10 protein-coding genes are annotated in these 12737 nt (G+C 73.2%); 5 read left to right on the top strand and 5 right to left on the bottom strand.

Annotated features, from left to right (window positions below; genetic code table 11):
* The first annotated feature begins 437 nt into the window (after nucleotides 1-437).
* Entirely contained in the window at nucleotides 438-1451 is a 1014-nt protein-coding gene (gene hemE, locus E1289_RS31740) for a uroporphyrinogen decarboxylase (RefSeq protein WP_347813605.1), read from the top strand.
* Nucleotides 1452-1460: 9 nt separating this feature from the next.
* Here the strand turns inward: hemE and E1289_RS31735 are convergent, their stop codons facing one another.
* Together E1289_RS31735 and E1289_RS31730 are read right to left on the bottom strand one after the other, a co-directional pair.
* Nucleotides 1461-2456, bottom strand: a complete 996-nt coding sequence (locus tag E1289_RS31735; RefSeq protein WP_165970680.1) for a DUF4349 domain-containing protein — start codon at nucleotides 2454-2456, stop codon at nucleotides 1461-1463.
* Between the two features lie 116 nt (nucleotides 2457-2572).
* Nucleotides 2573-3685, bottom strand: coding sequence for a hypothetical protein (locus E1289_RS31730; RefSeq protein WP_131986827.1), 1113 nt, complete (start codon nucleotides 3683-3685; stop codon nucleotides 2573-2575).
* Between the two features lie 126 nt (nucleotides 3686-3811).
* Between E1289_RS31730 and hemG the strand changes: the two genes are divergently transcribed.
* Nucleotides 3812-5284, top strand: coding sequence for a protoporphyrinogen oxidase (hemG, locus tag E1289_RS31725; protein ID WP_131986825.1), 1473 nt, complete (start codon nucleotides 3812-3814; stop codon nucleotides 5282-5284).
* Nucleotides 5241-5939, top strand: a complete 699-nt coding sequence (hemQ, locus tag E1289_RS31720) for a hydrogen peroxide-dependent heme synthase (RefSeq protein ID WP_131986823.1) — start codon at nucleotides 5241-5243, stop codon at nucleotides 5937-5939. The genes hemG and hemQ overlap by 44 nt, the downstream gene beginning before the upstream one ends.
* 94 nt (nucleotides 5940-6033) lie before the next feature.
* On the opposite strand, the gene msrB is transcribed toward hemQ, so the two are convergent.
* Nucleotides 6034-6435, bottom strand: a complete 402-nt coding sequence (msrB, locus tag E1289_RS31715; RefSeq protein ID WP_131986821.1) for a peptide-methionine (R)-S-oxide reductase MsrB — start codon at nucleotides 6433-6435, stop codon at nucleotides 6034-6036.
* A 65-nt stretch (nucleotides 6436-6500) separates the two neighbouring features.
* Between msrB and E1289_RS31710 the strand changes: the two genes are divergently transcribed.
* The gene (locus E1289_RS31710; protein ID WP_131986819.1) at nucleotides 6501-7583 is read left to right on the top strand and encodes a DNA polymerase domain-containing protein; all 1083 of its coding nucleotides are present in this window, start codon (nucleotides 6501-6503) and stop codon (nucleotides 7581-7583) included.
* A gap of 50 nt (nucleotides 7584-7633) precedes the next feature.
* On the opposite strand, the gene E1289_RS31705 is transcribed toward E1289_RS31710, so the two are convergent.
* Nucleotides 7634-9574, bottom strand: a complete 1941-nt coding sequence (locus E1289_RS31705) for a Xaa-Pro dipeptidyl-peptidase (RefSeq protein ID WP_131986835.1) — start codon at nucleotides 9572-9574, stop codon at nucleotides 7634-7636.
* Nucleotides 9575-9820: 246 nt separating this feature from the next.
* Between E1289_RS31705 and E1289_RS31700 the strand changes: the two genes are divergently transcribed.
* Entirely contained in the window at nucleotides 9821-10012 is a 192-nt protein-coding gene (locus E1289_RS31700) for a DUF4236 domain-containing protein (protein ID WP_131954685.1), read from the top strand.
* Here E1289_RS31700 and E1289_RS31695 read toward each other — a convergent pair.
* Nucleotides 10009-12429 (bottom strand): ATP-binding domain-containing protein, encoded by a 2421-nt coding sequence (locus E1289_RS31695; protein ID WP_131986817.1) that lies wholly within the window; start codon nucleotides 12427-12429, stop codon nucleotides 10009-10011. The genes E1289_RS31700 and E1289_RS31695 overlap by 4 nt on opposite strands.
* Nucleotides 12430-12737: the final 308 nt, after the last annotated feature.

Here is a 12737-nt window from a genome sequence, read left to right as displayed (position 1 = left end):
GTGCGCCGGGGCGGTCGTGGGCTCCGGGGCGGTGCCGGTCGCGTGCCCCGGAGCGGGAGGCAGGGCGGGCGGCGGCGCACCGACCAGGACGGCGGAACCGCAGTCGACGCACGCTCGCTCCGGGCACTCCTCGCCATGACCGTCCGGACATGGCGGCTGCTCGAACACACGTTCATCACCGCAGGTGGAGCAGTACAAGGGGGACCTCCCTCGGCTATGACACGCATCACGTTCGCACGCGCCGGTGACAGAATGCGGGACTTCGCTCGGCGTGTCCGGAAGTTCGTCCACCGTCCGCCGGCCCCCAGGGGTCACCCCCGTGCCCTCCGGCCGCCCTTTCGTGGGACCATCGCACCGTGACCGCTGACGCTGCCCGCCCCGACGACGCCGCCGCGCGCCCGCCCGACGACGGCGGGCTCTCCGCGAGCCCCTTCCTGCTGGCCTGCCGCAGGCGGCCGGTGCCGCACACGCCCGTGTGGTTCATGCGCCAGGCCGGACGCTCCCTTCCGGAGTACCTGCGGGTGCGCGAGGGCGTCCCGATGCTGGAGTCCTGCACCCGGCCGGAGATGGTCGTGGAGATCACCATGCAGCCGGTGCGCCGGTACGCGGTGGACGCGGCCATCTTCTTCAGCGACATCATGGTGCCGCTCAAGGCCGTCGGCGTGGACCTCGACATCAAGCCGGGCGTCGGCCCGGTCATCGCCGACCCGATCCGGGACGCGGCGGGCGTGGCGGCGCTGCGCCCGCTGGTCCCCGACGACGTCCCGTACGTGACCGAGGCCGTCGGCGGCCTGGCCGGGGAGCTGGGGGGGACGCCGCTCATCGGGTTCGCGGGCGGCCCGTTCACCCTGGCCTCCTACCTGATCGAGGGCGGCCCGTCCAAGAACCACGAGCGCACCAAGGCCATGATGTACGGCGAGCCCGAGCTGTGGGCGGACCTGATGGACCGCCTCGCCGACCTCACCATCGCGTTCCTGAAGGTGCAGGTCGCGGCCGGGGCGAGCGCCGTGCAGGTCTTCGACTCCTGGGTCGGCGCGGTCGCCGAGCAGGACTACCGCGCGTCGGTCCTGCCCCACGCCCGCCGCATCTTCGCCGAGATCGAGCCGCTCGGCGTGCCCCGCATCCACTTCGGCGTCGGGACGGGCGAGCTGCTCGGCCCGATGGGCGAGGCGGGCGCGGACGTCGTCGGCGTCGACTGGCGGGTGCCGCTGGACGAGGCCGTCAGCCGCGTCGAGCCCGGCAAGGCGCTGCAGGGCAACCTCGACCCGGCGATCCTGTTCGCGCCGTGGGAGACGGTGGAGCGCCGCGCCCGCGACGTGCTGGCCCGGGGCCGCACCGCCGAAGGGCACATCTTCAATCTGGGGCACGGCGTCCTGCCGTCCACGAACCCGGACGTGCTGGCCCGCCTCGTGGACCTCGTCCACGAGGCGAGCGCCGAGGACGCACGCTAGCCGGGCGCCCTACCCGCCGGACGGCCCGGCGGCGGCCTCCTCCTGCTCCGGCCGGGGGCCCGGGCCGCCGCCCGCCGGGGGCGCGCCGTTCGGGGACCGGCCGCGCCGGCGACGCAGGTACGCCAGCACCGGAAGGCCCAGCACGGCCGCCGTCAGGAGGAAGGGCAGCAGCCAGCCGAACACCAAGGCGATGCCTCCGACGAACGCCGTGAAGTCGCTCCAGCCGTTCTGCAGCCCGCCGATGAACCCGCCGCGGGAGTCGTCCTCGGGCTCCCTCGGCGCGTCCTTGGACACCAGCGTCACGGTGACGGTCGCGAACTGGGTGCTGTTCTTGAGCGACTTCTCGCGCGCCTGCAGCGCCTCCAGGTCGGCCTCGCGCTCGGCGATCTCGTTCTCGAGCCTGATGATCTCGTCGATGGAGTCGGCGCGCTCGTACAGCTTGCGGAAGGAGGCGAGCGATGCCTCCGCGGAGCGCACCCGGGCGGCCACGTCGGCGACCTCGCCGGTGACGTCCTCGGCCTCCTGGCTCAGCGAGAGCTTGGTGCCGAGTTCCGTGCCGAGGGTGTTCAGCAGCTCGCCGTAGCGCTCGGCGGGGATCTTCAGGGTGATCTCGGAGCGCGGCGGTTCGGTCCTGCTGGACTCCCGCTCGACGTAGCCTCCCGCGCCGGTGACGAGCTGCTTGGCCTTCGCGGCGGACGCGTTCACGTCCTCCGCCCTGACCCGCAGGGACGCCGTGTGGACGACCTCGCGCGCCGCGGTGAGCGGGGCCTGCGGCCGCTTCGCGCCGGCACCGGCGCCCGCGTCCTCGTCGGCCCCCGCCGGCGCCCGCTCGGCCGGTCCCGCCCCCCGGTCGCGGTCCCCGCCCGTGGCGGCGGGGGCGCGGGCGGCGGACCCGTCCGAGGGGTCCGCGCTCTCCGAGCCGCCGTCGCCGCCCCCGCACGCGGCCAGCGTGCCGGCGAGCAGGAGGACGACGAGCGCCCATGTCACGTGCCTGACGCTTCTCACGATCCCCATGCGGCTTGGACGAGGTGATGCATATCACCGTTCCGCACGACGGATCGCGATACGGGCACGAAGCGGGCACACGGCGGTCACGGGCCCGAGCTGTCCGGTGCGGCTCGTCAGCCGTCCCTGAGGACGACGGGGCCGCCGATGTCGACGGTGCCGAGCGTCCACAGTGCGCCGGTGCCGGGGACGACGGCCAGCGCGGCCGCGTTGAAGTTGCTCCGGTTCGGCACGGCGGTGGTCGGCACCCGCTCCCATGCCCCGCCGGAGTAGCGCAGCAGGCCGGGCTTGGCCGGTTCGTCGATCGCGTGCCCGATGACCCAGATCGTGCCGTCGTCCGCCCGGACGATGTCGCTGAGGATGTTGAGGCCGGCGGGCGGGGTGACGCTCGTCCAGGCGGTGCCGTCCCAGCGCATCAGCAGCGAAGGGCTCCCGGAACCGCTGTAGTTGTACCCGATGGCCCACGCCTCGGTGGGGGAGACGGCGACCATGCCGGCGAAGCCTCCGCGAAGCTCGGGCGGCCCCTGCACCGGGACCTCGCGCCACGAGTGCCCGTCCCAGTGGCGGGCGACGAGGGTGCCATCTACCTGTGAGACGTGGCCGAGGGCCCACACGTCGTCGTCGGCGCGGGCGTAACTGACATCGCGCTCCATCTCGGGGAAGGAGGTCACGTGGATCCAGGAGGCGCCGGTCCAGCGGTGGAGGTCGGTGCCGGTGGCGACCCACACCCCGGCCCCGGTGGCCTGCAAGTCGGCGCGGTCCGCGCCCGGGGGTGCCGCCACCTGGGCGAAGCGCGAGCCGGTGAACCGCGCGAGGTAGGGGGTCGCCGCGTTGTCCGCGCTGTACTTGGGTCCGGTAATCCAGACGTCCTCGGGGCCGGCGGTGTCGACGTCCCTGATCGTGCCGCGGCTGCGCAGGCCCTGGAGGTCGTACTCGACCCAGCGGCCCTCCTTCCAGCGGCGCACGACCGGGTTGCCGGGAATGGTGGTGCCCGTCCCCGGGATGGGGCCGGGGACGACCAGCTCGCCCTGGGTCCCGGCGATCCACACGCTGTCCGGACCGGCGGCCGCGACGTCGTAGAGGTAGTTGTTCGGCCAGAAGAACGGCAGCGGCACCGGCTCGAAGCCGCCGCGGACCGCGGCGGACGCGGGGACGGCGAGCCCGGCGGCCAGCACGGCGGCGGTGGCCACGGCGCCCGCGGCCCTGAGCGGGGTTGTCCAGAGGTTCATGTCGCCAGTATCCACTGGCGCGGTTCGAAAGACTTGTCAATCCGGCGACAAGAAACCGCGCACACCGCGCACCCTTCCGGCCGACCCGGTGCGCGATCCGGCGGTGCGTCTGAGACGCTGGAGGATATGAGCACCTCCCATGCCGTCGTCGTCGGGGGCGGCATCGCCGGTCTCGCCGCCGCGCGCATGCTGGCCCGGGACGGCGTCCGCGTGACCCTCCTGGAGGGTTCCCCGCAGCTCGGCGGCAAGCTGCGGGTCAGCGAGATCGCCGGGATCCCGGTGGACGAGGGCGCCGAGTCGATGCTCGCCCGCCGCCCGGAGGGCCTCGACCTCGTCGCCGGCGTCGGCCGGTCCGGCGAGCTGGTCAACCCCGGCACCACGTCCTCGTCGATCTTCAGCCGCGGCGAGCTGCGGCGGATCCCGTCCGGGCAGGTCATGGGCGTCCCGTCCGACCTGCGGGCGCTGGCCGCCGCCCGGGTGCTGTCCCCGGGCGGGCTGGCGCGCGTCCCGCTCGACCTCGTGCTGCCCGAGACGCCGCGCGGCGCCGACGTGTCCGTCGCCGACTACATCGGGGCCCGCGTCGGCCGCGAGGTCGTCGACCGCCTCGTCGAGCCGCTGCTCGGCGGCGTGTACGCGGGGCGCACCGAGCTGCTGTCGTTCGACGCGACGCTGCCCGCGGTCGCCGCCGCCGCGCGCTCCCACCGCTCGCTGCTCCAGGCCGTCCAGGGCATCCGGGACGCCGCGCCGAAGGACCCCGGCCCGGTGTTCGCCACGCTGCCGGACGGCCTCGGCACGCTCCCGCACCTGGTCGCCGCCGACGTCACCGCCGCCGGCGGGACGGTCCGGACCGGCGCGACGGTCCGCGAGCTGCGCCGCCGCCCGGACGGATGGCGCCTCACCATCGGGCCCACCCGCGCCCCCGAGCACCTCGACGCCGGCGCGGTGCTGATCGCCGTGCCCGCGGCCCCCGCGGCGCGGCTCCTCAAGGAGGACGTCCCCGCCGCCTCCCGGGAACTCGCGGGCATCGAGTACGCCAGCATGGCGATCATCACGCTCGCCTACCGGGCCACCGCGTTCCCGCGCCTCCCGGACGGCAGCGGCTACCTCGTCCCCGCGGTGGAGAGCGACCCGGAGCACGGGGGACGGGGGGTCAAGGCCGTCACGTTCAGCTCGGTAAAATGGCCCCATCTGCGCGACCGCGACCCCGAGGTCATCGCGGTGCGCTGCTCCATCGGGCGGTTCGGCGACGAGCGGGCGCTCCAGCGGACCGACGCGGAGCTGACCGCGACCGCGATGGCCGAGCTCGCCGCGACGTGCGGCGTCACCGAGCTGCCCGCCGAGACCCGGGTGACCCGATGGGGCGGCGGCCTCCCGCAGTACAACGTCGGCCACGCCGATCGCGTGGCCAGGGTCCGGTCCGCGGTCGCCGCGGCGCCGGGGCTCGCGGTCGCGGGCGCCGCCTACGACGGCCTGGGCATCCCCGCGTGCATCGCCTCGGCGCGCGCGGCGGCCACCCGGGTGCTGGACCACCTGCGCAGCCGAGAAGGAGCAGACCATGACGCAGCCGACGGGCAAGCCCAGGGCACGCGAACTCAATGACGTCATCCGCTACACCATGTGGTCGGTCTTCCGGGTCACGAGCCCGGGCACGCTCGGCGAGCGGGACGCGGCCGAGGTCCAGGAGCTCCTCGACCAGGCCGCCGAGAAGGACGTGACCACCCGCGGCGCCTACGACGTCGCCGGCCTGCGCGCCGACGCCGACTACATGTTCTGGTGGCACGCCCCCACGTCCGACGACCTCCAGGAGGTCTACACCCGGTTCCGCCGCACCGCGCTCGGCCGCGCCAGCGAGCCGGTGTGGTCGCAGATGGCGCTGCACCGCCCGGCGGAGTTCAACAAGAGCCACATCCCGGCCTTCCTCGCCGACGAGGAGCCCCGCGCCTACGTGTGCGTCTACCCGTTCGTGCGCTCCTACGAGTGGTACCTCCTCCCGGACGACGAGCGCCGCGCGATGCTCGCCGAGCACGGCAAGATGGCGCGCGAGTACCCCGACGTCCGGGCCAACACGGTGTCGGCGTTCGCGCTCGGCGACTACGAGTGGATGCTGGCGTTCGAGGCCGACGAGCTGCACCGCATCGTCGACCTGATGCGCCACCTGCGCGGCGCCAGGGCGCGGCTGCACACCCGCGAGGAGATCCCGTTCTACACGGGCCGCCGCAAGCCCGTCACCGAACTCGTCGCCAACCTCGTCTAGGCGCGGGTCCGGGTCCGCTGGGGCGAGGCGCCCCGGCGGCGGGGCCCCTGGTCACCACCGCCACCGGGGACGCCCGGAGGCGTGGCCCGGTTGGCTATTCGGCGGGTTCGAGGGTGAGCGAGACCGAGTTGATGCAGTAGCGGTCGTCGGTCGGGGTGCCGTAGCCCTCGCCGTGGAAGACGTGGCCCAGATGCGAGTCGCACACCGCGCACCGCACCTCGGTGCGGACCATGCCGAGCGAGCGGTCCTCGATCAGGGTGACCGCGTCGGAGTCGGACGGGGCGTAGAACGACGGCCAGCCGCAGTGGCTCTCGAACTTGGTCTCCGAGCGGAACAGTTCCGTACCGCAGGCACGGCACCGGTACACGCCGACGGTCTTCGTGTCGTTGTACTCGCCGGTGAACGGCTTCTCGGTCCCCGCCTCCCGCAGCACGTGGAACTCCTCGGGGCTGAGCCGCGCCCGCCACTCTTCCTCGCTTTTGCGGATCTTCTCCATGCCCCCGACGGTACCCGCCGGGGTGGCCGCGCGGCACTGTCGTGCCCGTGGGTTAACGTGCCCGTATGGCCTCGCCCTTCATCGAGATCCCGGTCGGGGATCGGCTCGTCAAGGTGACCAACCCCGACAAGGTCTACTTCCCGGAGCACGGCTACACCAAGCGGCGGCTGGTGGAGTACTACCTGGCCGTGGGCGAGGGCATCGTCCGCGCGACCCGCGACCGCCCGACGACGCTGGAGCGCTGGCCCGCGGGCGTGTTCGAGGGCGCCAGGATGGCCACCCGGGAGGACTACGCGCGCGGCCAGCAGGGCGGGGGCGCCGGCAAGTCCGACGCCTTCTACCAGAAGCGCATCCCCAAGGGCGCGCCCGACTGGGTGCAGACCGCCCGGATCGCGTTCCCCAGCGGCCGCTCCGCCGACGAGGTCTGCCCGACCGAGCCCGCCGTGATCGCCTGGGCCGCGAACCTCGGGACGCTGACGTTCCACCCGTGGCCCGTCCGCAGGGACGACGTCGACCACCCCGACGAGCTGCGCATCGACTTCGACCCGCAGCCCGGCACCGGATTCTCCGACGCAGTCCGCGTCGCGCTCGGCCCGGCCCGCGACCTGCTGGCGGAGCTGGGCCTCACCGGCTACGTGAAGACCTCCGGCAAGGCCGGCGTGCACATCTACGTCCGCATCGAGCCGCGCTGGACGTTCACCGAGGTCCGCCGCGCCGCCCTCGCGTTCGGCCGCGAGGTGGAGCGCCGCAACCCGTCCGAGGTCACCACCAGGTGGTGGAAGGAGGAGCGCGGGGAACAGGTCTTCATCGACTACAACCAGAACGCCCGCGACCGGACGATCGCGTCGGCCTACAGCGTCCGCCCCGCCCCGCACGCCCCGGTGTCGGCGCCCGTGACCTGGGACGAGCTGCCCGACGTCGACCCGCACGACTTCACCATCGCCACGATGCCCGCCCGTTTCGCGGAGCTCGGCGACCTGCACGCGTCCATCGACGATGAGGCGTTCTCGCTGGAGGGCCTGCTGGAGATGGCCGACCGCGACGAGCGCGACCACGGCCTGGGCGACATGCCGTATCCGCCGAACTACCCGAAAATGCCCGGCGAGCCCAAGCGTGTCCAGCCCAGCAAGGACACCGACAACCAATGACGGGGCGGCCCCGCCGTCCCGCCGCTACGGGACGGCGGGGCCGCCGGTGATCAGCGGAACTCGCGTTCCTGGACGGGGAGCGTCACCTCGGTCGGCCCTCGCCAGGTCGTCCCCGGCTGCGGCGGGGCGACCATCGCGGACGGCTCGTCCGCGCCGATGACCACGGGGACGCGAACGGAGCTGCCGCGCAGGTCCACCGTCACCTGCGCGCCCGTGGGCGTCTCGGTGTTGTAGTCGGAGTCCGTCCCGGCCAGGATCAGCGCGAGGCGGTGCCCCTTCTTCAGCACGTACTCCTGGCTGAGCGTCTCCCACCGGACGTCGTAGTAGCGGCCGGGCCTGAGCGGGCTGGGACGGCTCAGCGACCGGTGGTTCTGGGCGTCGAGCCAGCCGCGCGCGACCACGTTCACCGGCGAGGTGACCGTTCTGACCTCGGTCTCCCGATAGCAGGCGTCGTCGGTGCCGGTGCTCTCACCGTGGCAGGACTCGGTGTCCAGGGTGCGGATGCCGGAGCCCGGGCCGAGGTAGTCCACCCGGGTGTCCTCGCCGTAGTCGACGAGCAGCGCGGTGACATTGGACGTCGGCGCGTCCAGCTTGATCCTGAGCCGTGCCTCGGGCGTTCCCGACAGCCGCCCGGTCCTCGGCAGCGGCCCCGACACGAACGCGGCCCGGAACGGCTGCTCCGCCGTCGGGTCGGCGACCATCGCGCTCTCCGGGTGCCCCTGGCCGCGCGGGCCCGGAGCGTCGGTGAACGTGGCCGTCGCGCCCCTCGGGGCGCGGGTCGGGCCGAGGGTGCCGTCCTCGCCGGGACGCAGGGTGACGGCGCGCGCGTCGCGGGACGGCCAGTCCGGCTGGGTGATCCACTGGTCGGGGCCGGTCTCGATGTCGGCGCGGGGCTCCCGCATGACGTCGTTGCGGATCTTGTGCAGCTCGTGGTCGAACCACCGGTGCAGGGTCGTCACCCAGTGGTCGCGCCGGAAGTCGAACGGGTCGACGTGGCCGCGCTGCGTCAGCCACACCTTGCGCTGGACGCCGTGCCGCGCCAGGGCGTCCCACCACTCGGCGAAGTGGTCGGCCTTCACGTTGAGGTCGTTGACCGCGTGCACCGCGAACACGCTCGCCCGGACGCGGGAGGCGCGGGCGATCGTGCCGTCCCGGTAGTCGGCGGTCTTCCAGTAGGCGTTGTAGTTCCCGGTCGCGTCGTCCTCGCCCGCGTCCAGGTCCGCGTTGACCGCGGCGCACTTCTCGGGCGGGTCGGTGTCGACGTAGTCGGCGAGCCACGGCTGCTCGTCCGTCCAGTACTTGACGCCGTTCATGCGGCTGTAGTCGTACCAGCTGCTGATCGACGTGATGGGGACGATCGTCTCCAGGCCCCGGACGCCGGTCGCGGCCACGCCGTTGGCGAGCGTCCCGTCGTAGGACTTGCCGATCATGGCGGTGCGGCCGGTGGACCAGGACGCCTCGACCGGGCTGCCGTCCGCCCGGTACGCCTTGGCGCGCCCGTTCAGCCAGTCCACCACGGCCTTGCCGCCGAGGACGTCGGTCGGGCCGCCGCTCACGGGGCAGCCGTCCGACCGGGTGGTCCCGACCATGTCGACGGCGAGGAACGCGTAACCGCGGGGGACGAAATAGTTGTCGTAGTACAGGGGGAACTTCACAGGGTTCCCGTCGGCGTCGTAGGTCTTGCGCTCGCCCTCGTTGCCGCGTCCCGCGTTGTCGTAGTACGGGCTCTCGTCCATGATCACCGGCACCTTGAGACCGTTCTCGGTCTCCCTCGGCCGGATGATGTCGACGTTGACGCGGTCGCGCTCGCCGTCGCGGTCGCTGTCCACGCTCGACTCCACGTAGACGTGCTCGCGGATCGCGTCCTTGTAGGAGAAGACCGGCTGGGTCACGCCGTCCTTCACCACGACCTGCGGCGACGTCCGCGCAAGCGCCGTCGCCCCGCCGCCGCCCGCGACGAGCGCCGCGCCGGTCAGCACGGCCACCGTCACCGTCCGCCGGGTTCGTCTCAGGGATCGCCTGGCCAACCCGCACCTCCCGAAATCGGAAAATGATCTCTACGGAGGCACACGTTCCTCGCCCCGGGACGCCCGGTAAAGAGCGCTGCGCGACGAACTCGGACCGGATTTGGTCACCTCCTGCCCTTGTCGTGCTTCGGTCTGTCCGAATCCGATATCTCGGTCTGTCCGTGAACGGCGACGCGGATTCCCGGCGGTTCGCCGGGAATCCACCGGACCATGGGTTGGCACTATCGAAAGTCGCTCCGTAAGGGTCCGTTCCGCATCAACCTCTCCCGCAAGGGCGTGGGCCACAGCGTGGGAGGCCGCGGCGCCCGCTACACCCGCTCGGCGGACGGCCGCCGCTACATGACCTTCCGCATCCCCGGCACCGGCATCTCCTGGCGCCGCCCCCTCAGCCGCCGCCGCTAACGCTCCGCCATCCCCGAGAGCAGCGGCGGGAGGTCGTCGTCGTGGACGGCCGTCAGGCGGCGGGTGGCTCGCGTCAGGGCCACATAGAGGTCCTGGCCGCCCTTGGGGGACTCGGCCAGGATGCCGGACGGGTCGACGACGATGACGGAGTCGAACTCCAGGCCCTTGGCCTCCTCCGCGGTCAGGACGACGGTGGGGGAGTCGAGGGCCTCGGGGGTCGCGCCGACGGCGGCGTCCGGGAGGGACTCCAGGACGGCCGGGTGGCGGGCGGCGGAGGTGATCACGGCCAGGCGGCCCTCCTTGAAGGCGCCGCCGATGTCGTCGGGCGTCCCGCCGGTGACGAGCGACAGCTCGGACCGGACGAGTGCGGGCAGCCCGGTGACCGGCATCGCGATCGCGGCCGGCGGGGTGCCCTCGTCGCGGACGGATTCTGGGGGCGTCTCGCCGGGGGCGACGGCCGCCAGGACGTCGGCGGCGACCCGCATGATGGCGGCCGGGGTGCGGTAGTTGACCATGAGCCGCTGCTCCCGCCAGCGGCCCGGGACGTAGCGGTCGAGCATCTGCGCCCAGGACCCGGCGCCGGCGGCGCTGCCGGTCTGGGCGATGTCGCCGACGACGGTGAGGGATCGGGTCGGGACGCGGCGCATCACGGTGCGCCAGGCCATCTCGGAGAGTTCCTGCGCCTCGTCCACGATCACGTGCCCGTACGCCCATTCGCGGTCGGCGAGGGCGCGCTGGGCGGTGGTGAGCGGCGGGCCGTCGTCGTGGTGGCGCTCGGCCAGCTCGGCGGCGGTGAGCAGGTCGGCGGCGGAGAGCCGCTCGGGGTGCCCCGTATCGGCGGTCTGGATGACCTCGCGGGCGTACAGCTCCTCCTTGGCGCGGGCGGCCTCCGCGGCGCGCCGGCGGGCCTTCTCGGCGGAGTCGTCCTTGCCGAGGAGCTCGGCGGCCTCATCCAGGAGGGGGACGTCCGAGGTCGTCCACGGCGCGTTGGGCGGACGGTGGAGCAGCGTGCAGTCGAGGCCCGCTTGCGTACCCACCCGGGCGAGGGCGTCGGGATCGGCGAAGAGGTCGGTCAACAGTTGCTCGGGGGTCAGCTCGGGCCAGAGGGCATTGAGGGCGCTGTGGACGGCAGCGTCCTGCCAGAGGGCTTCCTTGGCGAGGCGGAGGTCGGTCTCGTCCAGGAGGGGTTCGTCCTCGGCCTCGTCGATGAGTTCCTGGAGCCAGTCGGGGAGCCCGCCGTTCTTCGCCATCTCTTCCAGGGGCTCGTCCATGATGCGGTCGTACTGCTCTGCCCGGTTGATGGCGAGGGCCTCCAGCATGTCGTGGACGAAGCGGCGCCGCTGGACGTTGTGGGGGAGACGCAGGGAGCGGGCACGGTCGCGTATCTCCGCGCACTTTCCGGCGTCCACGGCCAGGGTGAGGCCGTCGGTCTCGATGTGCAGGCCGCCCGCGGGGATCCGTTGCCGGTCGCGGACGGCCGCCTCCATCACGTCCGCCATGCGCAGGTCGCCCTTGATAACGGCGACCGCTGGGACTTCGGTCGCCTTCGCCTTGATGCCGGGGTACAGCTCGCCGACCGTGGCAAGGGCGACGTCGGTCTCGCCCAGGCCGGGGAGCACCTGCTCGATGTAGCGCAAGAACGTGGCGTTGGGGCCCACGACGAGCACGCCGCGCCGTTCGAGGACGTCCCGGTGTGTGTAGAGCAGGTACGCGGCCCGGTGCAGGGCGGCGACCGTCTTGCCGGTTCCCGGGCCGCCCTGGACGACGAGGACGCCCTGCAGGCCGGACCGGATGACCTGGTCCTGTTCCTCCTGGATGGTGGCGACGACGTCGCTCATGCGTCCCGTCCGGCCCCGGCGGAGGGTGGCGAGCAGCGCGGCCTCCCCGACGAGGCCGGCCCGGTCGGACTCGCCCAGGCCCTCCAGGTCGAAGACCTCGTCGTCCAGCCGGACGACCTCGCGGCGGCGCAGGTGCAGGTGGCGGCGGCGCGCGAGGGTGCCGGGGGCGCCGGGCGTGGCCGTGTAGAACGGCCGTGCCGCCGCGGCGCGCCAGTCGATCAGGATCGGTTCGTGGTCGGCGTCGCGGAGGCCGATGCGGCCGATGTAGAACGTGTCACCGGGACCGTCGGCGTCCGCCCGGTGGTCGATGCGCCCGAAGCACAGCCCGTGCTCGACGCCGCTGAGCCTGGCCAGGCGGCGGGCCGCCTCGTCGGTGGCGACGGCGCTCTCCAGCCGTGCCTGGAACGCGCTGCCGCCCCCCGCGGCCGGCCCCTCGCGCAGCGCCGCCTCGGCGCTGGCGCGCTCGACGTCGAGCCGCGCGTACAGGCGGGACACGTACTCCTGTTCCACGCGCATCGCGGCCGCGCGCGCCTTCTCCTCGCGTTCGGGGTTGACAGCGTCCGCTTGACGGAGTCCCATACCGCGGCTACACTCCTATATATAGGGTGGGATTTCTGTGCGCTACTAGCACAGGCGCAATCCTATCACCAAACGTCCCCCGCGCGTGACCTTTCGCCCGCCAGAAGATCATCATTGTTGTGGTGGCGGCCACCCGCGCGGTGCCTCCCGGTCACCGGCCATGGCGAGGCTTTCCGGCAGTTGCCGGAACCTCCGAAAGGTCGCTTTCCATGGCCGACACCGCCCGTCCGCTGACCAGGCGCACCCTCCTGGTCGCCGGCGGACTCGCCACCGCCGCCGCCGTGACCTCCGCCCCCCGACCCGCCGAC

The organism is Actinomadura sp. 6K520 (genome assembly GCF_004349245.1).
GTDB lineage: Bacteria > Actinomycetota > Actinomycetes > Streptosporangiales > Streptosporangiaceae > Spirillospora.
Note: the sequence above shows the minus strand (reverse complement) of the source record. Positions and strands in the feature narration are given on the sequence as shown.